Below are 25,689 nucleotides of genomic sequence, written 5' to 3' on the forward strand. Positions count from 1 at the left end.
AGTCAACGCCTTTTAGTACAAACGTAACCCGATGCGGGTAATATTCCCGCCTTCCATATCGCTGACGACCCAATGAATGCCGTGCCAGTCGACGTCGTCCCCGACGACTGGGTGCCCGCCCACGCGGAGGGCAATAAATTCCGCCAGCGTCATGTTTTGCTCACCTGGGCTTAGCGTCAGGCCATAGGCTTGTGCGACATCCTGCATTTGGGCACTGCCATCCAGGGTAAAAGTACCGAAGAAGGCCCGCTCCTGCTTAAGCTTCGCATCGCCATTAAACAGCCGATTAAGCGAATAAAGATCCTCCGAGCGTCCGATCACACAAATCACGTCGCCAAGCTTTAAGCGTGTGCTGCCCTTCGGGTGAAGCATGGTGTGATCGCGAAACAGCGCCGAGATAAGCGCCCCTGACGGAAAGCGCAGCAGCCGAATGGGCACGTCCTCCAGGTCCTGGTTCTCTACACCGTAAACGAACAGCTCAAAATCGTTCTCTGGCAAAATGCCTAGCGGGCCACGCCGGTTAGGCACGGTGCCTACCGGCACTTCCACCTTCAGCCACTTGGCCATTAGCGTCAGCGAGCCACCCTGGATAAGCAGCGACATCAACACCACGGCGAAAGCGACGTTAAAGTAGAGCGAGGCATTTTCGACCCCACCAATCACCGGGAAGATAGCCAGCACAATAGGTACCGCCCCTCTCAAGCCGACCCAGGCAATAAAGAAAGTCTCCCGCCAGCGAAATTTAAAAAACGGCTTGATGGTAATCAGCACAGCCAATGGGCGTGCAATAAAGATCAGCGCCAGCGCCACTAACCCTGCCGGGAGTGCCACCTCCCAAAGTTCACTCGGTGTGACCAGTAACCCAAGCACCAGGAACAAGCCAATTTGGCTAAGCCATGCGAGGCCATCGTGCACAGGGAGAATAAAGTTGAGGTGGCGGCCGGGCTGATTGCCAATCATCAAACCGGCCAAGTAAATAGCCAGGAAGCCACTGCCGCCCAGCACGCTGGTCAGGCCAAACACACTGAAACCAAGCGCCAATGCGAGCATGGCGTAAAGCCCCGGCGCCAAGTCCAGCCAGCGCAACAGTTTAGCGCTCAGCCAGCCGCCGCCTATACCGATAATTAAACCAATACCAAACTGAGCAATAAAAAACAGAAGGGTTTCGGTGGGGCCACCAATATCGCCAACGAGGAGTTCAACCAGCATCAGCGTTAGGAAAATCGCCATCGGGTCGTTGGTACCCGACTCAATTTCAAGCGTGGCGCCTACCCGCTCGTTAAGATTGACTCCGCGGCCGCTGAGCATGGAAAAAACCGCGGCGGCATCGGTGGAACCTACAATAGCGCCCACCAGCAGGCCCTGCACGATGGTGAGATCAAAAATCCACATCGCGATGACGCCAACGATGGCGCTGGTAATAAACACCCCAAAGGTCGCGAGAGAGAGTGCAGGTTTGAAACCAACCCGGAAGGTTTTGAGTCGAGTACGTAAGCCGCCATCTAACAGAATCATGGCCAGCGCAAAATGGCCGATGGCGAAAGCCATGGAGTAGTCATCAAATACGACGCCCAGCACGCCCTCTTCACCTGCCAGCATGCCTAGCCCGAGGAAAATCAGCAGCAGCGGCACACCCATCATTGACGATAGGCGGCTGGCCAGAATGCTCAGCGCCATCAGCGAACCGCCTACCAAAAAGAACGTATAAATTGCGTCCATGACTCTCCGTCTCTACATCAATACATCGCCATTATTACATGTAACCGTTGAATTTACTGTGTCTTCTCCGCACCTCCTTGTGCTTAAAGGGCTAGTCAGATGCTTTCATGGGCGGCTACACTTCGCCGTTACAACATTTGGAGTTCTGGCTATGTTGCGCTGCCTATCACGCTATCGGCACCTTGTTTTTCTTAGTCTTATTTTCATCTTATTAGTTTTTAATTCAGTCAGTTATGCAAATGAAGAAAACAGTCAAGAAAGCGCGCCCTTAACGCTGGATAGCGATGTAGAGGTGCCCACTGGCCTGTGGCGACCCGTTGAAAGTGAAAGCGATACCGAAGCAGCGCCCACCATGGCGCTTACTCCAGCACCGCCCCTTGAACCGCCACCGGTGAAACACCTAACACTGATGCTGGATTGGTACCTAAGCCCCCAGCACGCGGCATTAGTCATAGCGAAAGAGCGGAACTTGTATGCACGTCAGGGGCTCGAGGTTGATATTCAAACCCCGGCTGACCCTTCGATTGCCATTAAGCTGCTTACGGCAGGCGAAGTTGACCTGGCGCTAACACGCCAACCTCTGCTGCATCTTCAGGTGCATAGCGGCGCAGCCATTACCCGGATCGCGACCCTGATCGAAACATCGCTAACCGCGGTCATCGTCACGGGCGCAGAGCAGCCGGAAACCGAAAATACCTTGGCGGGATTGCATTATGGTTATACCACTGGAGAGGGTCGCTACCTGAGCATCCCGCGATTGCTGCCGCGCTCAGTGCAGCAAACCGATGATTTCGCAGCGCCGATTAACCTGCACTTCGACCCGATTCGAGCCATGCGAGAGGGTCAAATCGACGCCATTGCAGACGGCTTTTACCACTATCTGCCACAACAACTCGCAACCGAAGGCATCAATACACACGTCATCCGTTTCGATGAGCTGGATATCCCCCGTAATGACGGCTTAGTGGTGCTGGCGAATAGCGACACCCTTGCCCGCCGCGGTGATACCTGGTCACGCTTTGTGCTGGCCGTTGAACAAGCAAGCCATTGGATTATCGACAATCCTGATGCGGCCTGGGAAATGCTCATTAGCACTCACCCGGTACTCGACAATGAAATTAATGCAAGCGCCTGGGAGGATATCCTGCGCCGCATGGCACTCAACCCTGGGGCGCTGGACAACCGACGTTACGCGGCCTTTGAAGCCTTTTTACAGCAAGCTGGCATTACGAACGAGGTACTGCCCGTATCGCGTCTAGCGGTTGACCCGCACACTTTATAAGCTGATGGCGTTTGAAAGGGCATGTTGGATTTACTGCCCTTTGTTATATGAATTGATAGCCCTTTATCAATAGTTTTCCTCACTACCTTGGCGCTGAATGAACGAAACCACTTTAATTTTTGTCGACGTTGAAACGACGGGCACCCGCGCAACCCGTGACCGAATTACCGAAATAGCGGCCCTTAAAGTCGTCAATGGCCAACTGATCGATCGTTGGTCGAGCTTGATTTACCCCGATTGCAAAGTACCGGCACAAATCACCCAGCTCACTGGAATCCGTGACGATATGCTGGTAGCTGCGCCCCGTTTCTCGCAAATAGCTGAATCACTGCGCGAGTGGCTGGGCGACGGTCAATTAGTGGCCCACAACGCACGCTTTGACTACAGCTTTTTGCGTAACGAGTTTAAGCGCGCGGGGCTGGATTTTCGCGCCTCGTTAATCTGCACGCTGCGTTTATCGCGGCGAATAGCGCCCCAGGAGCGTCAGCACAACCTGAAAGCGCTCCTGAGCCGCTACGGCATTTCGCCTATTCGCCACCACCGCGCGGGTGACGATGTGGATGCCCTGTGGTCACTTTGGCAAACGTGGCAGGTCGAGCATAGCGACGAGGCTTGGCAAGGTCTTCTAAACGATGAGCAACGTCACAGGACACTGCCCGCCCATTTGGACAGCGCTCAGCTTGAAGGGCTGCCCGCCTGTCCCGGGGTGTATTTGTTTTACGGCCATAATCGATTGCCCTTGTATGTGGGCAAAAGCGTTAATCTACGCAGCCGCGTATTAGGTCACTTCCAGCGTGATCACCAGGACGATAAAGAGATGCGCCTTGCTCAGCAGGTGCAACATATCGAATGGGAAGAAACCGCGGGCGACTTAGGTGCCCAGTTGCGTGAAGCGCAGCTGGTGAAGTCGCTCATGCCGATTATGAACCGTCAACTACGCAAACAGCGCAAGCTGACCACCTGGTGGTGGGCGGAAGGTGCCAGCCAGCCGGAGCTGGTTAGCGGCGACGCGCTAGGCCAATCCTTGAGCCAGCCACTCGCTGTCACACTCTATGGTTTATTCCGCAATGCGCGCGAGGCTAAGAACACATTAAGCGCAATGGCTGAAGAGCAACAGCTGTGCCCACGCGTGCTGGGGCTCGAAAAGGGTAAGGGCCGCTGCTTTGGCAATCAGGTAGGTAAGTGCCGCGGTGCCTGCAATGGGCAGGAAACGATAGCACAGCACACACAACGGGCGCAGGCAACGCTTGCGCAGTTGCAGGTTAATGTGTGGCCGTGGCCAAGCAGTATTGCGATTGAAGAGCAGGCCGCGAACAGCACCGCGTCTGCTTGGCACGTGGTTCGCCAATGGTGCTACTTGGGCAGCGCGGCAAGCCTTGAAAAAGCCAAAACCCTTGCCGACACGCCCGCTAGTTTTGATATCGACAGCTACCGTATATTGAACCGTTTTTTGCGCTACCCCGACCAGCATGGTCTAACGGTCACACCGCTCTGCCAGTGACGCATTACTGCGCGGCAATAAACGCCATGACCGCCTGCTGGAAAGCGTCTGGTTGGTCGGCATGTAGCCAATGGCCAGCATTCTTTAAGGTGACCACACGAGCACGCGGCAACACTTCGCGCAACGTAGGCAGCATATCGTCGGCCACGTAATGGGAGTCGCTGCCGCGCAGCACGAGCGTCGGGCCCTCGTAGGGCTGCTCACCATCCGGCACGCCAATAATATCGTTATAACCCCGTTTGATGTGATCCAGTCCGACGCGAAGCGCCATCACGTTGTCTTCATTACGCACCAAGTTGGTGGCCAGAAATAAGCGCGTGGGGCGGGAATCGACATGTTCGCTCAAGAGGTCATCGGCTTCACGACGATTTTTAGGTTGCCCTTGCCGCACGTTGTCGAGTGCCGCAAATACGTCATCATGGCCATGCTCGTAAGCCACCGGGGCGATGTCGGCCACCATCAGCGATGCCACGCGCTCAGGCGCCAGCCGCGCCAGGCTGATGGCTACCTTGCCGCCCATTGAGTGGCCAAGCACATGGGCGCGTTCAATCGAGAGCTTATCGAGCAGCGCGATAACGTCTTCCACCATCGTCGCATAGCGCATCCCTTCGGCATGGGGCGAACGTCCATGATTGCGTAAATCAAGCGCAATCACTCGGCGGCCGCGCTGCCATACTTTCAAGTGCGAGCGCCAATTATCCGCACTCCCCAGCAAACCATGGATCACGACGAGCGGCATGGCGTCTGCCGCGCCATCGTCGGCGGGCATATCGATAAAGTGCAGATCTACCGTGGCAACGTTCGTCATGCTGGCTCCTGAGCCTGGGCAATTAAAGGGTGATAAACATTACGCCGTGCTCGGGGCGGCATCCACTTGGCCCGTCCACACCACCAAACGGCGCGTGAGCCAAGCGAGTAACAATCCATACAGCGGCAGAAAGAACAACAGGCTGATGGCGAGTTTGATGGCATAGTCGACGGCGGCAATTTCCATCCAATTGGCGGCCATAAACGGGTCAGGGCTGTTATAGAACGCCGCTGAAAAGAATGCAAAGGTGTCGGCCAGATTACCCAGCACGGTCGAGCAGACCGGCGCTACCCACCAGGCCCACTGGCGCAGGCGGTCAAATACCTGAACATCCAGCAGTTGGCCAATCACATAGGCCAAGAAACTCGCCAGTGCGATACGCGCGACAAACAAATTCCACTCAGAAAGTGCCTCGATACCTGCAAAGCTGCCACGGGGAAATACTACCGAGACCGCATAGGAGACCACGAGTGCAGGCAGCATAACGCGTAGGATGATCGATCGTGCCGGCCCTTTACCAAACAGGCGAACCGTTAGGTCGGTGGCGAGAAATATAAACGGAAAGCTAAACGCACCCCAGGTGGTGTGAAAACCCAACAGGGTGAACGGAAGCTGAACAAGGTAGTTACTGGCGGCAATAATGCCAATATGAAAAGCCACCATCACCAGTAGGCAACGGCGGTGCTGAGTCTCACTCAATGCAAACATGCGGGTCGGCCTTTTTTTAAAAGATAAGAGGGGTTAGGGAACCCTCAGGGTAGTCAGCAGATGGCTAAACCAGTTCTATCCAGCGGTCGCTAGTATGAGGACGGCATTATACGGCTTTTGTAGGGTATTTAAAGTCAGGGTATTTAAAGCCAGGGTATTAACATCAGCGCTCTAAAAACAGGTATTGAGGCCGCCCGCAAGGGTGGGCGGCCTGAGCTCACCAATCGTCAATCCAGCGGCGTCGCTTTGTCTGCAGCGCCTATCGAGCGCTCGCGCATGGCGGCATGCACATCCGCCAGGCTGGTGGGGTCATCAATGGTGGAAGGAATGCCATACGCTTTGCCATCAGCAATCGTGCGCAGCAGCTTGCGTAGAATTTTGCCCGAGCGGGTTTTGGGCAAGCGGTCGACGACTAACACCTGCTTGAAGCAGGCAATCGGGCCAATCTGCTCACGCACACGTGCAATCAACTCGGCTTCCAGAGTCGCTTCATCACCATCAAAACCATCTTTGGGAATCACCAAGCCTATTGGCAACTGTCCTTTCAGGTCATCATGGATACCAATGACCGCACACTCGGCAACGGCAGGGTGAGCGCCAACGACCTCTTCCATTTCACCGGTGGAAAGCCGGTGCCCTGCCACGTTAATCACATCATCAGTGCGGCCCATGATGAAGAGATAGCCCTGCTCATCGAAATAGCCGCCATCTCCGGTTAAGTAATAGCCGGGAAAGGCGGCCATATAAGCGCTATGGAAACGCTGAGGGTCACTCCACACACCCGTTAAACAACCGGGCGGCATGGGTTGTTTGATGACGACACTGCCCTGCTCCATGGCGCTGGCCTGCTCTCCATCGCGATCGAGTACCTGCACATTGAAGCCCGGCACCGGAAACGTCGCCGAACCCGCTTTGGTCGCCATGGGTTCGATACCTGGCAAGTTAGCCGCAATCGGCCAGCCGGTTTCCGTTTGCCACCAGTGATCGATCACCGGCACGTCGAGCAGATCATCCAACCAGTGAAACGTTGGCGGGTCCAACCGCTCCCCGGCCACATAAAGATGCTTGAGGCTGCTGATATCGTATTTCTGCAGCAACTTGGCGTCAGGATCCTCTTTCTTGATTGCCCGAAAAGCAGTAGGCGCAGTGAAGAAACTCGTTACCTGATACTCCTCTATCAAGCGCCAGAAGCTACCCGCATCGGGTGTTTTCACCGGTTTACCTTCGTATACCACGCTGGTGCAGCCCATTAGTAACGGGGCATAAACAATATAAGAGTGCCCAACCACCCAGCCCACATCCGAGGCAGTAAAGAACACCTCACCCGGCTCCATGGCGTAGATCACCTGCATTGAATAAGCCAGCGCCACCGCATAACCGCCGGTGTCTCGCATGACGCCTTTAGGCTTTCCGGTAGTGCCAGAGGTATAGAGGATATACAGCGGATCGGTGCCTTTTACCGGTACACAGTCGGCAAAAGGCGCCTTGGCGACGAGCGCCTCCCAATCATAGTCCGAGGTACCGTCATGAGTGTCCAGCTCAGCCCGGTGCGCTTCACGCTGGTAAACGATACAGGAAGCCGGCTTATAGGCGCTCAGTGCAATGGCTTGATCCACCATGGGCTTATACGGCAACACCTTGCCCAGTTCGATACCGCAGGAAGCCGCCACCACTACTTTGGGTTCGGCGTCTTCAATACGGGCTGCCAGTTCGTAAGGCGCAAAACCGCCAAACACCACGGAGTGGATGGCGCCTAGCCGAGCGCAGGCGTACATGGCCACCAGCGCCTCAGGAATCATGGGCATGTAGATCACCACGCGATCGCCCTTCTCAACCCCTAACTGCGTCAACGCTCCCGCAAAGTAAGCGACGCGGTCGCGCAGTTCACGGTAGCTGATGGTTCGTTTGGCCTGGGCAGCGGGCGAATCCCAGTAAATAGCCGCTTGGTCGCCGCGGCCATTGTCAACGTGGTAATCCAGGGCGGCATAGCAGAGGTTCATTTCACCGTCGCTAAACCATCGAGCATGCTGCTGCTCATCGTAACGGAGGATGGTTTTAGGCGGTGTGTACCAAGGAATGCGTTTGGCTTGCTCTGCCCAGAATGCTTCTGGGTGCTCTATCGACTGCTGAAAAGTAGATGGGTAGCGGCTCATGATGTCTCTTTCTTTATTGTAATGGCGGTACGACAAGATTGTTGACACTGTATTAAGTAAAGCGCCTCTTTGCCCTCATACTATGGGCTAAAAATCGACCAAAGCAGCAGCCTGCCCAGTAACATTGTCGACAAGGGAATGGCCACCTGCCTACCATTGATTAATCGTTAAACGAAGACTTGGACAAAACACGCTAAATTACTGATCATTAAACAACTTGATCCTCGCGACGCGACGATGCCACGACAACTTATAACAATGCTCATAAAAACGCTGAAGTTACAGTGTAGGCAAGGAGATCATTATGTCTGCTTCTACAAGCGCCGCTACACGCCTGCTTGAACATAACTGTCGCGCGATCGAGGCAGGGACTAACCTGCTAAAGGCGCTAGCCAATGAGAAACGGCTGCAAATACTCTGCCTTTTGGCCGAGAAAGAGCTATCTGTGACACAGATTAATCAGCAACTTGCCTTAAGCCAATCGGCACTATCCCAACATTTAGCCATTTTAAGGCGTGATGAGCTCGTCGATACCCGGCGCGAGTCACAAACCATCTACTACTCGCTAAGCAGTGAGAGTGCCAAGGCTGTGATTAATACCCTGGCGCACCACTACGCAGCTTGAGCGTGCTAAAGCGAAAATCCTCGCTTCTAGCGCTTGTTCACATCGTTACTCAGCGCCGCTGCCATCCAGCGGCGTCAATCAATCCAAGTGCTTTGAGCGCTGCTTTTTCAACGCCTTCAGATACAGCCAAACCCAGCTTGCGAGTCACGGTTTTGGGTGGTTCCAGCTTGACAGTAAACACACGTGCTTCGGCCATTCGCTCGACTAGATAAGCTTCGCTAGTACCCACACTGTCAATGAGCAACTGGGGCAAGGCTTCGCTGCCGTACCAAATTTCACCTGTCGCAATCGTTTCAATGTCCATGGCGGGACGCCGTTCAGCCACGTAGTTTTTGAACAAGTGGTGCGTGTTCTCTAAATCTTCCAAGAACTTGGCTTTACCCTCTTCGGTATTTTCACCCAATACGGTCAAGGTGCGCTTGTATTTACCGGCGGTCAAAAGCTCTACATCGATGTCGTGGCGTTTTAACAAACGATGGATATTAGGCACTTGCGCAACGACACCGATAGAGCCGATCACCGCGAAGGGTGCCGCCTTGATATGCTGGGCCGTGCAAGCCATCAGGTAGCCACCGCTAGCCGCCACTTTATCAATGCATACGGTAGTGGTTAGCCCTGCCGTACGCAAACGGTCTAACTGTGCAGCCGCCAAACCATAGGCGTGCACTAGCCCGCCGGCGGATTCCAGGCGCACCACCACTTCGTCATTTTCGGCGGCAACATCAATGATGGCAGACACTTCCTGACCAAACCGCTCCGTCTGCGACGCCTTGAGATCTCCATGAAAATCAAGTACCCATACACTTGCCCCGTCAGCCGTTTCTTGGCTAGATTTTTGCGCTTTGTGACGTTTTTTATCCTCGTGACGAAATGCTTTTAGCAGCTTTTTCCGGGCACCTGGCAAGGTAGCCACCAACCGTAAGCGGCGAGCACGCCGCTTACGCTGATCATTGAGCGGCTCAATATAAAGTTTTAAATCGCTCTGTTTGTCTTGCTTCGTACGCGCTATCAGAATCAAACCAAGACCTATCAGTGACATAACGATAGTGGTTTGCACAACAAACGTACCTATTTCCGCTATCCATTCATTCATCGACGTTCTCCATTGGGAATTGGGCTCTTTTAGGGCGAGGCTCTGCCCAGCGTTAAGGGTAGCGAGGTATGACCAAGGCGCTTGATTGAAACGCTTGTATGAAATAACCTCGCTTACCTTATGTTTGTTTCTTTGGGCTATTATCGCTAGCCTGGGTCTGATTTACCTAATTGAGAGAAATTCTATGTCGAACAATACCCTTGAGAAGCTGAAAGCGCGCTTCAATCCTGAAGCGGCCGAGGGCATGAACGAAGTTTTCCAGTTCCACTTCTCGGATGCGGGGAATTACTACTTGCACATTCAGGATGGCACGCTGGATGTGCAAGAGGGCGAGCACGATGACCCATCTGTCAGCTTGAGCCTAACGACGGACACCCTAAAAGGCATCATGAGTGGTGAGATCAATGGCATGACGGCCTTTATGACCGGCAAGCTTAAAGCAACTGGCAATGTCATGCTGGCGACCAAGCTGACCAGCTTGTTTCCTAGCGAGTAATCCATAGGTCGGCACGCGGCGTTGATTAGCGCCAGCGTGCCAAATGGGTTTCGATGAGTTCGCGAGAAATTGAGTAAGGGGGCGGTAGTGATGGCAGTTGGCGGGGTGAAAACCAGGCAGCATCACTGATCTCAACGCCATCGATACGGATTCGCCGGGTGGTCGCTTCAGCAAAGTAGCCAAACATTAGCGAATGAGGAAATGGCCACGCCTGGCTCTGGTGGTAACGTAACTGGTCAATATGCACGCCCACTTCTTCAAACACTTCCCGGTGTACCGCCTCTTCTGCTGACTCGCCTGGCTCGATAAAGCCAGCCAAGGTCGAGTAACGGCCTGGCGGAAAACGTGGGCTACGCGCTAGCAGCATCGCCTCCCCGCTCGTCACCAGCGTAATGATACAGGGCGAAATACGTGGATAGTTGCGATGCCCGCAAGCGTCGCAATGCATGGCAAACTCCGCGGTCAGCTTGGTGGCGGGTGAGCCACAACGACCACAGAATCGATGGTTTTCTAACCAAGCGCCCACCTGCAACGCTGTTGAAAGCAGACTAAACCAAGCGGTTGAGAGCTCGCTCATCCATTGGCGGCCATCGATCCAACCACTCTCCGCCTGCGGCTCGACCAGCAACGCGACCGGCTCATCATCCCAGTAACACAGCGGCTGCATCTGCTCTGTCCAGGGCTGAAAGGGTTGCAGTGGGTTTAGCTCTTCGCTACCGCTTAACGGTGCTGGCGCCAACATGCTGCGCGACAGCCGAATAACCCGCCCAGCCTGTTCATGGTGGGGAATTTCTCGCCTAAGCATCGCTAGCTGCACCTTCAAACCAATTCAACTGATTCGCTTCACACTTGGCTTTATGAGCCACCTGCTCTTCTTCGGTGGGACGCACGACACGCAGCTGGCCGGGCGTAAGCGACAGGCGTAGTACCGACAAGCCTTCATTCGACGTGTCCGCTTTTTCTTGTTCTGAAGCGGAGGTGGCATCCAGCGTTAGCGCGGTTTGCCCGCCGGTCATCGCCAAATACACTTCAGCGAGAATTTCAGAGTCTAATAACGCCCCATGAAGTACCCGGTGGCCGTTATCGATATCATAACGTTTGCACAAGGCATCAAGGCTATTGCGCTGACCGGGATGCATGGCCCGCGCCATCGTTAAAGTATCCAATACGGCGCAGTGATCACGCACAGGACCCAACATCGGCGTTTTACGTCGCTGGTTGAGCATGCCCAATTCGTGGTCAATAAAGCCCACATCGAACGGTGCGTTATGAATGACCAGCTCGGCACCTTCGATAAAGGCCCAGAACTCATCGGCTATTTGAGCGAATACTGGTTCATTGGCGACGCGAGCGTCATCAATTCCGTGAACGGCCACGACTTCCGCATCAATATGGCGTTCGGGATTGATATATTGGTGGTAAGTGCGGCCAGTGAAGCGACGGTTGACCATTTCAATCGCGCCTATTTCGACGAGACGATGGCCATCTTTAGGGTCGATACCCGTGGTTTCAGTATCTAGGATTACCTGGCGCATCACGCCCTCCTTTTCTGGTGCTCGTCGATGGCTTCATTCGCCAAGGCGTCGGCCCGTTCGTTGCCGGGGTGACCGCTATGCCCTTTCACCCAATGCCACTCTATTTGGTGCCGCTGGGACTCTTCGTGGAGGGTTTTCCATAGCTCAGCGTTTTTCACCGGCTGCTTGGCGGCGGTTTTCCAGCCGCGCTTCAACCAATTATGAATCCACTGGGTGATGCCCTGGCGAACATACTGTGAGTCGGTCCAAAGCGCCACTTCACACGGGGTGTTCAAGGTACGCAGTGCCATGATGGCCGCCATCAACTCCATACGATTATTCGTTGTATCCGACTCATAACCTTTCAAGGTCTTTTCATGCTGGCCGCTCGCCAGCACCACACCCCATCCGCCGGGGCCTGGGTTGCCCCGGCAAGCCCCATCGGTATACACCGTTACTCGAGGCAGATGCCCGACAGCCTCTTTAGTCACTCTCTTGATCCTTTGGTTGTTGTGCCTGAGCTTGTCTTGAGCGCTCTTGATAAGACTGGTAGTGAGCCGATGAGCCTGAGCGGGTGACGCCTAACGAAGCCGGCGAAACAGGTGCTTCCAATCCAAACTTCAAGCGCTGAACAGGTGCGTGGCGTTGCCGCCGACGGGCTTGAATCATATAACTCTCGCCTAACGGCAGGTTGTGCCGACGCCCCAGCGACTCCCAGTATTCACCACACTTGGCATTCATTCGGCCACGAAAACAGCAATAGTCTACGCGTTCCACCTCAAAGTCGACAAACGCTAACCAGTCGCGCAGACGACTGGCTGAACGCCAGGTGCCATTCCAAGGAAATTGCTGCTGGCGTTTGCGCCACTGGCGGGTAAGGCCACTCAAACCAATAGGGTTAAAGCCAAACAGTACCAAAATGCCGTTATCAGCGGTCACTCGTGCGGCTTCCTGAAGCGTGAAGTGGGCGTCCGGCAAATACTCCAGCCAGTGGTGGATCACCATCACATCCAGGCAGCGATCCGGCAGCGCTAATTGATCCGGCGGGCATACCAACGTGCTATCGCTCTCCGCCAGCTGGCGAGTGGGAGACCAGCGGATGGGATGCGGAATCGCCGACATGGTCATTAGTGGTGGGCCCATGCCCAATTCCAAGCTGTGACCGCCCACTCGGGTTTCAACCACCGGCCCTAAACAGGCCCGCTGAGTTTCCCAAAGCGAACGTCCCGCTTCTGACTGCCAATACGGCTGGCTACTTGTCAAGCGCTTGGCGAGTGTCGTGGCCGTGGTCGAATTTGACATGAACAGCGCTTCCCTCCACAGTAACGGCTTTTAAAAGCCTTGTTTACACTGATTTAGTGCCACTTAATTTCTAAAATTAAGAAGCGCGTTGTTTAGCGTGCTTATGCATATTGGTTAGTCAATTCTGTATCTTCGAAATTAAAGGATCTCGCCGATGATGAGCGTGACACCGATCCCAGCGCTAAGCGACAACTATATTTGGCTATTGAGACAAGATACCAGCCAAAGCGTTTGCGTTGTGGATCCCGGTGAAGCGGCCCCCGTAATCGAGTTTCTTGAGCGTGAGTCGCTAAGCCTCGAAAGCATACTGATTACGCATCACCATCACGATCATACGGGTGGTGTAGCAGAATTAATTAAACGCTACTCCCCTCACGTCATTGGCCCCGCCAATCCCACTATCGAAGGGATTGACGAAACTGTGGGTGACGGCGATGAAGTCCGTATTATGGGCCGCTTGTTTGATGTCATGGCGACACCGGGTCATACGCTGGATCATATTAGCTATTTCACCGCAGGTATCCCCGCGCTTCTATTTTGTGGCGATACGCTTTTTTGCGCCGGTTGTGGCCGTTTATTTGAAGGCACACCAGAGCAGATGTTCAACGCGTTGAACAAATTTGCGGAACTACCTGAAGATACACTGGTCTTTGCAGCTCATGAGTATACACATGCGAACCTTGAGTTTGCTCGTGCTGCGGACCCTGAAAATGAAGACGTTAAACACGCCTTGCAGGAGTGTGAAAAGGCGCGGGCATTGGATCGCCCCACCTTACCCAGCACGATAGGACGCGAGCTGAAAATTAATCCCTACCTTCGCGTGGGCACAGATAGCGTGCGCCAAGCAGCAGGTACTCAAGGTATTAATGATAATGATCTCGCTACGTTCACCACTCTACGCGAGTGGAAGAACCGTTTCTAAGAACGCTATCGAAACCAAACGAATGTAACTATGACCTATAGAACGATTCGCCAGCGTTTGTTGCTGAGCGCTGGCAGTACCGTAATAATGGGCCTAATGTTAGCCGCTGCGGCAAACTCGCAAGCCTCTGCTCCAGCCTATGAAACCTCCGCAGGTACGACTACAACGTCGTCTAACGCAGGTCAAACGGCGTCGCCAATCGACAAAATGCCCTATCCTACACCTTTCCAGACCCATTTTTGGGAGGCGCTAGAGCTTGAACCCCAGGATGCCTGGACGACACTACGTAATAGTTTTCAGTGGCAAGAGAAAACATTGCCAGCAGAAGCTCAGGCGCGTGTGGATGAATGGATTGAGCATTACCGTTCAAGCCCTGAAAACATTGCCACGATCACCGAGCGCGCCACTCCCTGGCTTGCCTGGATTACTCAGCAAGTAAGCGAGCGTGGGCTACCGGGAGAGGTTGCGTTAATTCCTTTTGTTGAGAGCTCTTTTGATCCCGGTGCACGAAGCCACCGCGGCGCGGCAGGTTTGTGGCAGTTTATGCCCGGCACCGGCGATGCCTTGGGTCTGGTACGTAACGGTAATTATGATGGCCGTTTAGATGTGGTGACCTCTACCGAGGCCGCGCTGGACTACCTGGAAATGCAGGCTGACCAGTGGTACGAAGGCGATCTCATGCTGTCACTCGCCGCCTACAATGCTGGCGCGGGAACGGTTAACAACGCTCAGCGCCAGGTGCAAAGCCAGGGCTTGAGCGGCGAATACTGGGATCTCTCCCTTCCCTATGAAACCATGCAATACGTGCCTAAATTAAAAGCGATCGCCACGATCATTAACGACCCGGAACAATACGGCGTGAGTCTACCCGAGATTCATATCGACCCCGCTTTCGCGAAAGTTCAGTTGGCTCATGCCGTGAGCCTGACAGAAGCGTCGCAAATGCTGGATGTCAGCAAAACGGCGTTAGCGGAACTTAACCCAGGCCTGCTAAACGGCAGCATCGACCCACGCAGCGCTCAGACCCTGTTGGTGCCTGAAGAAGTAGATAAACAGGTACTGGCGCAACTGTCACAAGGCAATAGCCAGGCACTTGCGCAAAATAACGGCGCCGATACGCATCGCGTTGAAAGGGGTGATAGCCTCTCAGCGATTGCAGCCCGTTATAATATCAATCAGCAAGACCTAATACGCTGGAATGCCATCGACCGCCCCAGTGCTTTACAGCCAGGTCAGCTACTGACGCTGTCAGGTCGCTGAACTCTAACTGGCCGTTAGCGCATTGTGGCAATTTTGCTAGAACAGTGTGGCTAGCAGCGATATCGATAGAGGCAGATGTTTTTAAAAGGGTATTAATAACCGGATCATCGAAATTTTGATGGGTTAACGAGTTGGCTTTGTTTACATGGGATGTCACCAATGCCGCGTGGTGTGTTATTTGCAAAAGTGCTTCTACTCATTAGTGGCCTATTAGTAACCGTATCGATATTGGCTTCACAAGCAACGATTACGCCTGACGCGTCCAATCGCCCTTCCGGCAATGATGTGGTAGGCGATTTAAATACCGACGCAAACAATGTGGTGCCTGTCGAAACGGTTCACGGGCTATCGCTTTATGATAGCCCTGAACTACCGGCAGATTTTCCTTACTTCCCTCACGTCAACCCACAAGCCCCCAAGGGCGGTACGATTACCCATACCGCCGTGGGTGGTAGTTTTGACTCCACCAACCCCTTTATTATCCGCGGCACGCCGGCCACCGGCATTTCACAAATTTACGATACCTTGATGGCAAGTAATCCCAATGAGCCCTTTAGCCTCTATGGCTTATTGGCGGAAGGCGTGCGGCTGGACCCTGACCGGGAATGGATCGAGTTTGACCTTCGCCCTGAGGCGCGCTTTCAAGACGGCGAACCGGTCACTGCCTATGACGTGGTGTTCTCGCTAGATCTGCTGCGCGAAGAGGGCAATCCTTTTTACGCGAGTTACTACGCAGGCGTCGAAGAAGCTATCGCGCTTAATGAGCAGCAAGTGCGCTTTACCTTCAATGACACTAACTCCCGAGAACTCCCGCTCATCGTTGCCCAGTTGCCTATACTCCCCCGCCACTACTGGGAACCACGCGAGTTCACATCGCCCACCCTGGCGGCGCATCCCGGCTCGGGGCCGTATCGCATTAGCGAGGTTGACCCTGGCAGGCGCATCGTTTACCAGCGTGATGACGACTACTGGGGCAAAGATTTACCCGTCAATGTCGGGCGCTATAACATCGATCGCGTCGTTTACGACTACTACCGCGATCGCGATATTGCCTGGGAAGCCTTTAAAGCAGGCCTAACCGATTTCCGCACTGATGCCCGTGCGGCTACTTGGGCGATTGGCTATGATTTTCCGGCCTATGAAGAGGGCTTGGTGAAGCGACTGACCGTGCCCGATGTCAACCCTTCAATGATGCAGGCGTTTGTTTTCAACCTGCGTAAAGAGAAGTTTCAAGATCCCCGTGTTCGCGAAGCCCTGAGCCTTATGTTCGACTTCCCCTGGCTCAATACCAATATTTTTTATGATACCTACCGCCGCACCGAAAGCTTCTTCCAAAACTCTGAGATGGAGGCCACCGGGCTGCCTTCAGAGGAAGAGTTGGCGCTGCTTGAGCCATTTAGAGACGAGTTAATCGCCTCCCACGGCTCTGATCGGCTGTTCACCGAACCGCTTCCCATTGACCAGCCCACCGACCTGCGTGAGCGGCTGCGTAAAGCGCTGGATCTTTTGCGCGAAGCGGGCTATCGCGTTGAGGACGGCGTACTGGTTAATCAACAAACTGGACGGCCTTTAAGCCTGGAAGTATTACTCTACGATTCAGGTCTTGAAAGGGTAGTACAGCCCATGTTGCGCAACATGGCCCGCTTGGGGGTGCAAACCTCGCTGCGCATCGTTGATATCAATCAGTATTTAAACCGGCAGCGTAATTACGACTATGACATAGTGATTAGTCATTTCCCCCAGTCGAACAACCCGGGGAATGAGCAGCGCGACTTCTGGACCAGCGCCGCCGCTGAAGCACCACAGAGTCGTAACCGCATGTCGCTCGCCCACCCAGCGGTAGATGCCCTGGTCGAAGCCATCATCCGTGCCAATGGCCGTGAAGCGTTGGATACCGCCACGCGGGCACTGGATCGGGTGCTGCGCTGGGGATTTTATGTCATTCCCCACTACCACTCTGGGGAAACCCGAATTGCGATCTGGGACAAGTTTGGCTATCCCGAACCCTTTCCTCAATATGCAATGGATCTGGATGCGTGGTGGGTAGATACCGAGCGAGAAGCAGAATTGCAGCGCCGTCAACGACGTCGCTGATCCTTTAAGAACGATGGAGTGCTCTGTGGCACGCTATACTCTACGCCGACTGCTGCTAATGATTCCCACCCTTTTCGGGATCATGCTACTCAATTTCATCATTGTTCAGGCGGCGCCGGGTGGGCCGATTGATCAGATGCTGGCACGCTTTGAAGGCGCCGATGCCATGGCCAGTACTCGCCTGGACATGGGCGGTGCCGACGTCCAAGTAAGCGACGATTCGCGCGGCGCCCGGGGCATTGATCCCCGCTTCATCGAACAGCTCGAAGCACAATTTGGTTTTGACAAACCTGCTCATGAGCGATTTATCGGCATGATGGCGGATTACCTCACGCTCGATTTCGGTACCAGTTTCTTTCGCGACCGGCCAGTGACCGAACTGATGATCGAACGACTGCCTGTTTCCATTTCGCTGGGGCTTTGGACCACGCTGCTGGTCTATCTGATTTCGATTCCACTGGGTATAAAAAAAGCACTTCGCCACGGTTCCCGCTTCGATGTCTGGTCGTCGGGGTTGGTTATCGTTGGCTACGCCATTCCGGGCTTTCTGTTTGCGATACTGCTGATCGTGCTATTTGCCGGTGGCACCTACTGGGACCTATTTCCCCTGCGTGGCCTGACCTCGCCCGACTTTGAGCAATTATCGGCCTGGGGGAAGGTCAAGGACTATTTTTGGCATATCACGCTGCCGGTCATTGCAGCTTCTATTGGCAGCTTTGCTACTCTTACGATGCTGACCAAAAACAGCTTTCTGGATGAAATTCACAAGCAGTATGTCATTACCGCTCGCGCTAAAGGCGCCGATGAGGGGCGCGTGCTTTATGGCCATGTGTTTCGTAATGCCATGCTGATTATTATCGCTGGCCTGCCTGCCGCTATGATCGGCATTTTCTTTACCGGCGCACTGCTGATCGAAGTCATTTTCTCTTTGGATGGCCTGGGCCTGCTCGGGTTCGAAGCGGTCATGCAGCGCGATTACCCGGTTATTTTTGGCACGCTATTTCTGTATACCGTGATCGGGCTGATCCTCAAGCTGATTTCCGATTTGACCTACGTGTGGGTTGACCCGCGTATCGACTTTTCGACCCGGGAGTCCTGAAAATGGCCACGCCAACCTCCCGCTTATCGCCCATTACCCGGCGTCGATTGGCGGCCTTCAAGGCCAACCGCCGCGCCCGTGTATCGCTTTGGCTATTTACCGCACTGTTTGTGTTGAGTCTGTTTGCCGAACTGATCGCCAACGACAAGCCTATCGTTATGCAGTATGACGGGCAGTGGTATGTGCCGCTGCTGGTGGATTACCCAGAAACCGAGTTTGACGGCTTTTTACCGACGCGCACCGATTACCTCGATCCGTTCATTCAGCAACAGATAAAGGATCACGGCTGGGCGTTGTGGCCTGCCATTCCTTACTCTTACCAAACCCTGGACATGAACATGACGCGCCCTTCTCCGGCACCACCGGACAGCCGCCACTGGCTGGGCACCGATGATCAGGGCCGCGATGTATTGGCCCGAGTCATTTATGGCTTTCGTCTGTCGGTTGCGTTTGCATTGGTGCTAACCGTGGGCTCGTTGGTCATTGGCGTCGTGGTTGGCGGCGTACAAGGCTACTTTGGCGGCAAGATAGATTTGATTGGCCAGCGTGTGACTGAAATCTGGTCGGGCCTGCCGGTGCTGTTTCTGCTGATCATTCTGGCCAGTTTCGTCCAGCCGGGCTTCTGGTGGCTGCTGGGGATCATGCTGCTGTTTTCATGGCTGGGGCTGGTGGATATCGTCCGCGCGGAATTTTTGCGCGCGCGTAATCTTGAGTATGTGCGTGCTGCCAAAGCGATGGGCTTACCCTCGCGCCTGATCATGTGGCGCCATGTGCTGCCTAACGCGATGGTCGCGACGCTGACGTTTATTCCGTTTCTGTTTACCGGGGCTATCGGCACCTTGACCGCGCTGGATTTTCTCGGCTTTGGCCTCCCCCCAGGCGCCCCTTCACTTGGCGAATTGGCAGCGCAAGGTAAAAATAACCTTCATGCCCCTTGGCTGGGCATCACGGCATTCATGACACTCGCGATCATGCTTTCGCTACTGGTCTTTATTGGCGAAGGCCTACGCGACGCCTTCGACCCCCGCCACGTTCAGCAGCGCCAGACCTCACCTGCCCAAGAGACACACCATGCCTAACCCGCTCCTGCGCATTGAAAAATTAAACGTCGCCTTTGATGACGTTTCTGTAGTGCACGCGCTGTCGCTCACTCTCAATGCGGGTGAGACCCTGGCCATTGTTGGCGAGTCCGGGTCGGGGAAATCGGTGTCCGCGCTCGGCATGGTCAACCTGCTGCCCAGCAACGCCACTGTTCAGGGCGAACGTTGGTTGGGCGATACCGACCTCTCGACCTTGACCCAGGCGCAGTGGAACGGGGTACGCGGCAATCGGATCGGGTTCATTTTTCAAGAACCAATGACCTCGCTCAACCCGCTCCACCGAATTGGCAAGCAGATTGGCGAAGCGTTACGCTTGCACCAGGGCTTACGCGGCCAGGCTGCCCGCCAGCGCAGCAAAGCACTACTCGAACAGGTGCAGCTACCGCGCCCCGAAGAGCTGCTGGATGCCTGGCCCCACCAACTTTCCGGTGGTCAGCGTCAGCGGGTGATGATTGCCATGGCGATTGCCAACAACCCCGCGCTGCTGATTGCCGATGAGCCCACTACCGCGCTGGATGTGACGGTTCAGCAGGAGATACTGACCCTGCTGCGCGAGCTGCGTGACAATCATGGCATGGGCATGCTGTTTATCAGCCATGACTTGAACCTAGTGCGCCGCCATGCTGACCGCATTTGTGTCATGTACCAGGGGCGTATTCAGGAGATCGGGCCAGTCGAGCAAGTCTTTCAACACCCGCAAAGCGATTACACCAAAGCATTACTTGCCGCCGAACCGGAAGGCCGGCCTCAGCCAATTGAGCCATCGCCTCCTTTGTTGTCTGCTCACCAACTGAGCGTGAGCTTCAAACGCCCCAAAACCGGTTTATTCAAGCGCCAGCCCCCTGCTTTCGTTGCGGTTCATCCGACCGATTTCCATATCGCGCCCGGCGAAACGTTAGGCATCGTAGGAGAGTCCGGGTCAGGCAAAACCACGCTAGCCTCGGCAGTAATGCGGCTGGTCAGCAGTCAGGGGGATATCACCCTGGGCGACGACCAACTAAGCAGCCTCACCGGCAATGACTTGCGGCGTCAACGCCATCGTTTACAGATGGTATTTCAGGACCCCTATGGCGCCCTTTCGCCACGCATGCCGGTATTCGATATTGTCAGCGAGGGGTTACGCTTTCATTACCCGCACTTGAGCCACGAAGAAGTCACCCAACGGGTGAACCAAACCCTTCAAGAAGTGGGTTTGCCCGAGAGCTGTGCAGCGCGCTACCCCCACGAGTTTTCCGGCGGCCAGCGCCAGCGCATTGCCGTGGCTCGGGCGATCATTTTGGAGCCAGAACTACTGGTGCTCGATGAACCCACTTCTGCGTTAGACCGCACGGTGCAGAAACAGCTCGTCACCTTGCTGCGCGATCTGCAGGCCCGCAGGCAGTTGAGCTACCTGTTCATTAGCCATGATTTAGCCGTTATTCGTGCCATGGCACACCGCATCATGGTGCTCAAAGATGGCGAAGTGGTCGAACAAGGCCCCTGTCTAGACGTGCTTTCTGCACCACAACACGCCTACACCCAAGCACTGATTGCGGCTGCTCACTTAGCACTTTAAAGCCTGATATTTTAAATACATAGCCTCTTAAAACTTGGCACTTTAAAACTAGCGCCTTGAAATTCGGCAACCGCTAACCGCACGCGCGGACGGCCGTTCCAACTGGCAGCCTTCTATTTGGTAGGCACAAAATTTCGGAGTTTTATTGTGTATGAGCACATGAGATAACGGTATAAATATTCATACAAAATAAAGCCGCTCAACCCTTGTGGGGAGCGGCTAAAGAGTACTTACCGGAGTATTCAGAACAGCGCAATTTCGTCGTCAGTCAGCTCACGCCACTCGCCGGGAGCAAGCTTGGCATCCAAGGCTAAATCGCCGATGGCGCTACGATGCAGTGAATTCACATGATTACCCAAGGCGGCAAACATGCGTTTTACCTGATGGTAGCGCCCTTCGGTAATGGTTAGCTCCGCCTGGGTGGGCGACAGCAGCCTTAGCGTGGCGGGCTGAGTCGGGGTCTCTTCACCATCTAGCATCAGGCCATCCGCCACTTGGCCAATCGCCCACTCTGCCGTAGCGCCTTCCATGGGTTCGGCAAGCTCAGCGATATAGACCTTGGCGCAGCGGTGGCGCGGTGAAGTAACCCGGTGCGACCACTGGCCGTCATCGGTCAACAGCAGCAGACCTGTGGTATCCACATCTAAGCGCCCCACCGGCTGTAAGCGGTCTGCTTTGGGTAGATCGATCAAGTCAATCGCTCGCTGGTACAGGCCGCGGCGGGCATTGCACTCAACGTCGACGGGCTTATGCAGCATAATGTAGCGCACGCCTACCAGCGCCAGCCGCTCGCCATTAAGGACAACCGCATCGTTATCGGTATCGATTTGGATAGCCGATTGCTTGATCGGCTCACCATTCAGGGTGACTTCGCCATTTTTCAGCGCCCGCTTGGCCAAGCTACGGGTTAACGGTGTGGTTTCACTCAGGAAACGATCAAGACGCATCATTGACCGACTCCAGGCAGCAGTTCGAAACGGTCGGCATCTTGCCAGGCAGGAAATTTTTCACGAAAAGCATCAAGGGCAGTTTTATCCAGCGTGCCCGTTTCTATGAACGGGGTATGGGCAGGTTGATCAATCAGCGGTTCGCCTTTGAAGTCGACCAATAAGGAGTCGCCGCTGTAGGCAAGCCCTTTAGCATCTTCTCCAACGCGGTTAACGCCAATGACATAGCTTAGGTTTTCTACCGCACGGGCCTGCAGCAACGTGCGCCATGGTTGGCGCCGCGGTGCTGGCCAATTGGCGATACATAGCAGCGCATCATACTCGAAATGCTCGCCCTTTGCTGGCTGCTGGCGCATCCAGACCGGAAAGCGCAGATCGTAGCAAACGCTCAGCAGCAGTTTAAATCCATTAAGCTCGACCACCTTACGCTCACTGCCCATGCCGTAGCGTTCATGCTCACCGGCCATACGAAAAAGATGGCGTTTGTCGTAGTGGGTTAAATCACCCTCAGGCGTCGCCCAAATCAAGCGGTTAAAATATTCTCCGTCCTCTTTGATCGCGACACTGCCGGTTATTACACAGTCGCGCGCTTTTGCTTGGGCCTGTAACCAGGCAACGCTCTGGCTGTCAGCCATTGGCTGGGCCATTTCACGCGAGTTCATCGTGAACCCGGTGGCGAACATTTCAGGCAGCACAATCAGATCTGTAGCGCGGCTGTCCAGCTCACCAAGAAGTTGTTCGAGGTACGCATGGTTGGCTTGTGGATCTTCCCAACGCAAATCGCACTGCACGAGACTGGCTCTTAGGCTGCTGCTTTTCGGTTCGCTCATTGAACACCTCCTTTCTGCCAGTGTTATCGCAACGTTTATGCTAGATTAGCATCTTTAAATAATGAGGCGGCTATGCTTCCTACTTCAACACGCGATCCTGAAGCCGTCAAAGGCGTTATGTTTGGGCTGACCGCCTATACCATGTGGGGCTGTTTTCCGCTTTTTTTTGCCTTATTCGAGGGTGTTCCCGCCTTCGAAATATTGATTCACCGCATCATTTGGGCTTGTCTTTTTCTGGTCGGCCTAATCACGTTGCTTCGTCGCTGGTCACCGGTTGCCGCAGCCCTGGGTGAACCCAAAAAGCTTGGCCGCGTGCTGGCCTGCGCACTGTTGATCGCTTTCAATTGGGGTATCTACATTTATGCGGTGGAGTCCAAGCAGGTATTGCAGGCGAGCCTGGGCTATTTCCTGACGCCCTTGGTCAACGTTGCACTGGGCATGCTGGTATTACGTGAAGTGATGGCAAAGTTGCAGCTAGTGGCATTGGGGCTGGCAAGTGTCGCGATCGCCATCCAGTTTATAATGCTCGGCGAATTGCCCTGGATCAGCTTGCTGCTGGCATTGAGTTTCGGCAGTTACGGCCTGTTTCGCAAGCAAGTGCCATTGGATGGTTTGTCTGGGCTGTTTGTGGAAACACTGCTGCTGTTCCCCCTCGCCCTGATAGCCCTGTCGTGGCTCAGCTGGAACGGCAGTTCACATTTTTCACAGGCCCCTTCAACGACCAGCCTGCTGATCGCCAGCGGTGCATTGACGGCACTGCCCCTGATGGCCTTTGCGGGCGCCGCCCGGCGGCTGCGATTAGCGACACTGGGCTTTCTGATGTACATCAACCCCAGTATTCAGTTCCTAATCGCGCTGACCGTATTCGGTGAGCCCCTAGGGCTTATTCAATTGGCGACGTTTGTGCTTATCTGGATTGGGCTTGCGCTCTACTCCTGGTCAGCATGGCAGTCACGCCCGCGCTACGCCGCGGCGGGTTAACGCAAGGGGTGCCGATGAGCTTGCAGCAGCTTCCAGTTTGGGGGGTGAGGCGCTCTCGCGCTCAGGTTGGTAGCCAACGCGGAAGCCTCCCCAATGTTTACCCTTAACATACACCGGCACTGACAGGTCGTGCATGATTTCTCCGGTATCACGCTTGTAGGTTTGTAGCAGTAGCGGTTTTTCGTGAGCACCGCAGCGGCGTCCCGTTGGGTCATCAAAAATTCGCTTACTGCGGCAGAACTTCAAATCGTGAGCATAGTCGCCTGTCGGCTCAAGACTCACCGCCTGATTATGGGTGGGCACATAGCCTTTGCGGTCGCAGGCAATGGCGTAACTCAGCCCTAGCTGTTTAAGCAGCGGTTCCTGCAAGTTGGCGAGATGCTTGTCGGTGAAGGCATCAAAGCCGGTTTTATAAAGCGGCGGCTGGGTACCGGGAACCTGCTCATAATGGGGTTGGAAAAGCGTGGCTTCTGCTACCTCTCCGCTGGCAATCGCTTTTTCGAGCAGCTTGCCTATCGTATCCGCCGTTGACCGCGCCGCGTGGAACACTGCTTGATGGCGTCCCTTCAGGTGCTGCTGAGCGAGCTCTCCATCGACCCCTTCCGCTGCCTCCATCAACGCCCTTGCCTGCTCGGCCAGGTCATGCATGTTGCGATTGCCTTCATCAACATCATCTTCCAATTGCTGCAGGCTGTCTGCGACGGTTTGACTGTGTTGGCGTGTGTTCTCCATGGCATCGGCAACGCGGTTGATTTCACTTTGCACCCGATCAAACTCCTGGGTCATCGTTCCCAGGCTGCTGCCGACCCCTTGTAACCCCTTAGACCGTTCGCTGATACGCGTCATTAAGTGGCCTATCGTCGCGACGACCGATTGCCCGCTTTCGTGCATGTCTTTGACCAACTCGTCGATACTTTGCGTCGCGGTGGAGGTTTTCAATGCCAGATTGCGTACCTCGCCAGCGACCACGGCAAAGCCGCGTCCGTGCTCTCCTGCCCGGGCTGCCTCGATGGAGGCATTGAGCGAAAGTAGGTGGGTCTGTTCGGCGATACCTTCAATCATCGAAGTAACGCTGCGAACACGCTCGATTTTGTCGTTGAGTGCGGTGAGCATTTCCAGCGCCTGGTGGGAGCGTTCCGACACATCGTTCATATCCTGGATGATATCGTCCAGTTCGGCATGGTTATGATGGCTGGCATCCCTGGCGCTCGCGGCTAATGTTGCCACTTGGCTAGCGCTCTCGCTGACCTGCATAATAGCCGCGTTTATGGATGTCATGCTGGAGGAGGCCTCTCGTGCCATCGTCTCTTGCTGGTTAAGACGTTGATCCATTAGATCGGCGTAGTGGGAGACTTCCGCCGAGGCAATCGCCGTGCTGCTGGCCCGGTTCATCAACCGGTAAGCCATGGCGCGCAGAGCGCGGTAATCCCGCTGGGGCTTGAAGCCGTAGTGACGCTGTTCAAGATGATGTTGCTCGGCGCGATAGATCATCGCAAACATCCCTAGCAGCAAGGCTGCGCCAGCAAACGCCGCCAAAATGACGGCTGCATAAACCCAACTTCCGCCGTGAGTGGCAGCCCCTACAGATAATGCCATCAACAGCACTGGAACCAGCAATTGCAGTACACGCATGAGTAGTACTCTTTTATTGGTGTTATTGAGTCACAAACAACCAAGCAACAAGGCTTAATTCACCTTTG

The 25,689-nt window shown here is 54.7% G+C and carries 23 protein-coding genes; 11 read left to right on the forward strand and 12 right to left on the reverse strand.

The genetic code is table 11. The features are described 5' to 3' along the window. Nucleotides 1-12: 12 nt before the first annotated feature. On the reverse strand, nt 13-1,719 hold the full coding sequence (locus ACUN8H_RS15615; protein ID WP_445532981.1) for a potassium/proton antiporter: 1,707 nt from the start codon (nt 1,717-1,719) through the stop codon (nt 13-15). A gap of 151 nt (nt 1,720-1,870) precedes the next feature. On the opposite strand from ACUN8H_RS15615, the gene ACUN8H_RS15620 reads away from it, so the two are divergent. After that, nucleotides 1,871-3,001 carry an ABC transporter substrate-binding protein gene (locus ACUN8H_RS15620; RefSeq protein ID WP_445532982.1) on the forward strand — a complete coding sequence of 377 codons (1,131 nt, stop codon included), beginning with the start codon at nt 1,871-1,873 and terminating at the stop codon, nt 2,999-3,001. 97 nt (nt 3,002-3,098) lie between these two features. Then, nucleotides 3,099-4,502 carry an exonuclease domain-containing protein gene (locus tag ACUN8H_RS15625; RefSeq protein ID WP_445532983.1) on the forward strand — a complete coding sequence of 468 codons (1,404 nt, stop codon included), beginning with the start codon at nt 3,099-3,101 and terminating at the stop codon, nt 4,500-4,502. A gap of 4 nt (nt 4,503-4,506) precedes the next feature. Here ACUN8H_RS15625 and ACUN8H_RS15630 read toward each other — a convergent pair whose 3' ends face one another. The 3 genes from ACUN8H_RS15630 to ACUN8H_RS15640 all read right to left on the reverse strand — a co-directional run bounded on the left by ACUN8H_RS15630 (nt 4,507) and on the right by ACUN8H_RS15640 (nt 8,219). Then, entirely contained in the window at nt 4,507-5,310 is an 804-nt protein-coding gene (locus ACUN8H_RS15630; RefSeq protein WP_445532984.1) for an alpha/beta fold hydrolase, read from the reverse strand. Nucleotides 5,311-5,349: 39 nt separating this feature from the next. Continuing rightward, entirely contained in the window at nt 5,350-6,018 is a 669-nt protein-coding gene (locus ACUN8H_RS15635) for a 7-cyano-7-deazaguanine/7-aminomethyl-7-deazaguanine transporter (protein ID WP_445532985.1), read from the reverse strand. A gap of 227 nt (nt 6,019-6,245) precedes the next feature. Next, nucleotides 6,246-8,219, reverse strand: coding sequence for a propionyl-CoA synthetase (locus ACUN8H_RS15640; RefSeq protein ID WP_445532986.1), 1,974 nt, complete (start codon nt 8,217-8,219; stop codon nt 6,246-6,248). A 256-nt stretch (nt 8,220-8,475) separates the two neighbouring features. Here ACUN8H_RS15640 and ACUN8H_RS15645 point away from each other — a divergent pair, with 256 nt between their 5' ends. Next, a complete protein-coding gene (locus ACUN8H_RS15645) occupies nt 8,476-8,796 on the forward strand; it encodes an ArsR/SmtB family transcription factor (protein WP_445532987.1) in 321 nt (106 codons plus the stop codon). Nucleotides 8,797-8,845: 49 nt separating this feature from the next. Here the strand turns inward: ACUN8H_RS15645 and sohB are convergent, their stop codons facing one another. Then, the gene (gene sohB, locus ACUN8H_RS15650) at nt 8,846-9,889 is read right to left on the reverse strand and encodes a protease SohB (RefSeq protein ID WP_445532988.1); all 1,044 of its coding nucleotides are present in this window, start codon (nt 9,887-9,889) and stop codon (nt 8,846-8,848) included. A gap of 184 nt (nt 9,890-10,073) precedes the next feature. On the opposite strand from sohB, the gene ACUN8H_RS15655 reads away from it, so the two are divergent. Further along, complete coding sequence (locus ACUN8H_RS15655; RefSeq protein ID WP_445532989.1) at nt 10,074-10,385, forward strand: SCP2 sterol-binding domain-containing protein; 312 nt, start codon at nt 10,074-10,076, stop codon at nt 10,383-10,385. Nucleotides 10,386-10,410: 25 nt separating this feature from the next. Here the strand turns inward: ACUN8H_RS15655 and nudC are convergent, their stop codons facing one another. Genes nudC through ACUN8H_RS15675 form a run of 4 tightly spaced genes read right to left on the reverse strand, consistent with a single transcriptional unit; the run spans nt 10,411 to nt 13,201 of the window. Then, on the reverse strand, nt 10,411-11,190 hold the full coding sequence (nudC, locus tag ACUN8H_RS15660) for an NAD(+) diphosphatase (protein ID WP_445532990.1): 780 nt from the start codon (nt 11,188-11,190) through the stop codon (nt 10,411-10,413). Next, nucleotides 11,183-11,920, reverse strand: coding sequence for a DNA polymerase III subunit epsilon (gene dnaQ, locus ACUN8H_RS15665; protein ID WP_445532991.1), 738 nt, complete (start codon nt 11,918-11,920; stop codon nt 11,183-11,185). The genes nudC and dnaQ overlap by 8 nt, the downstream gene beginning before the upstream one ends. Continuing rightward, the gene (gene rnhA, locus ACUN8H_RS15670; RefSeq protein WP_445532992.1) at nt 11,920-12,390 is read right to left on the reverse strand and encodes a ribonuclease HI; all 471 of its coding nucleotides are present in this window, start codon (nt 12,388-12,390) and stop codon (nt 11,920-11,922) included. Before rnhA ends, dnaQ begins: the two co-directional genes overlap by 1 nt. After that, the gene (locus tag ACUN8H_RS15675) at nt 12,383-13,201 is read right to left on the reverse strand and encodes a class I SAM-dependent methyltransferase (protein ID WP_445532993.1); all 819 of its coding nucleotides are present in this window, start codon (nt 13,199-13,201) and stop codon (nt 12,383-12,385) included. The genes rnhA and ACUN8H_RS15675 overlap by 8 nt, the downstream gene beginning before the upstream one ends. 154 nt (nt 13,202-13,355) lie before the next feature. On the opposite strand from ACUN8H_RS15675, the gene gloB reads away from it, so the two are divergent. From gloB to ACUN8H_RS15705, 6 genes are all read left to right on the forward strand, one after another. Continuing rightward, nucleotides 13,356-14,123: a hydroxyacylglutathione hydrolase gene (gloB, locus tag ACUN8H_RS15680; RefSeq protein WP_445532994.1), complete on the forward strand. Its 768-nt coding sequence runs from the start codon at nt 13,356-13,358 to the stop codon at nt 14,121-14,123. Nucleotides 14,124-14,153: 30 nt separating this feature from the next. Next, nucleotides 14,154-15,383 carry a transglycosylase SLT domain-containing protein gene (locus ACUN8H_RS15685; RefSeq protein ID WP_445532995.1) on the forward strand — a complete coding sequence of 410 codons (1,230 nt, stop codon included), beginning with the start codon at nt 14,154-14,156 and terminating at the stop codon, nt 15,381-15,383. Nucleotides 15,384-15,542: 159 nt separating this feature from the next. After that, nucleotides 15,543-17,477, forward strand: a complete 1,935-nt coding sequence (locus ACUN8H_RS15690; RefSeq protein WP_445532996.1) for an extracellular solute-binding protein — start codon at nt 15,543-15,545, stop codon at nt 17,475-17,477. Nucleotides 17,478-17,502: 25 nt separating this feature from the next. Beyond that, nucleotides 17,503-18,576: a microcin C ABC transporter permease YejB gene (locus ACUN8H_RS15695; RefSeq protein ID WP_445532997.1), complete on the forward strand. Its 1,074-nt coding sequence runs from the start codon at nt 17,503-17,505 to the stop codon at nt 18,574-18,576. Nucleotides 18,577-18,578: 2 nt separating this feature from the next. Continuing rightward, nucleotides 18,579-19,655, forward strand: a complete 1,077-nt coding sequence (locus tag ACUN8H_RS15700; RefSeq protein ID WP_445532998.1) for an ABC transporter permease — start codon at nt 18,579-18,581, stop codon at nt 19,653-19,655. Next, a complete protein-coding gene (locus ACUN8H_RS15705; protein ID WP_445532999.1) occupies nt 19,648-21,231 on the forward strand; it encodes an ABC transporter ATP-binding protein in 1,584 nt (527 codons plus the stop codon). Before ACUN8H_RS15700 ends, ACUN8H_RS15705 begins: the two co-directional genes overlap by 8 nt. Nucleotides 21,232-21,473: 242 nt before the next feature. Here the strand turns inward: ACUN8H_RS15705 and ACUN8H_RS15710 are convergent, their stop codons facing one another. Further along, complete coding sequence (locus tag ACUN8H_RS15710; RefSeq protein ID WP_445533019.1) at nt 21,474-22,178, reverse strand: pseudouridine synthase; 705 nt, start codon at nt 22,176-22,178, stop codon at nt 21,474-21,476. Then, complete coding sequence (locus ACUN8H_RS15715) at nt 22,178-23,008, reverse strand: amidohydrolase (protein ID WP_445533000.1); 831 nt, start codon at nt 23,006-23,008, stop codon at nt 22,178-22,180. The genes ACUN8H_RS15710 and ACUN8H_RS15715 overlap by 1 nt, the downstream gene beginning before the upstream one ends. A gap of 72 nt (nt 23,009-23,080) precedes the next feature. Here ACUN8H_RS15715 and rarD point away from each other — a divergent pair, with 72 nt between their 5' ends. Continuing rightward, the gene (rarD, locus tag ACUN8H_RS15720) at nt 23,081-23,989 is read left to right on the forward strand and encodes an EamA family transporter RarD (protein WP_445533001.1); all 909 of its coding nucleotides are present in this window, start codon (nt 23,081-23,083) and stop codon (nt 23,987-23,989) included. On the opposite strand, the gene ACUN8H_RS15725 is transcribed toward rarD, so the two are convergent. After that, nucleotides 23,960-25,621 carry a methyl-accepting chemotaxis protein gene (locus ACUN8H_RS15725; protein WP_445533002.1) on the reverse strand — a complete coding sequence of 554 codons (1,662 nt, stop codon included), beginning with the start codon at nt 25,619-25,621 and terminating at the stop codon, nt 23,960-23,962. The genes rarD and ACUN8H_RS15725 overlap by 30 nt on opposite strands. Nucleotides 25,622-25,689 lie beyond the last annotated feature (68 nt).

Source organism: Vreelandella sp. V005, from assembly GCF_052645115.1.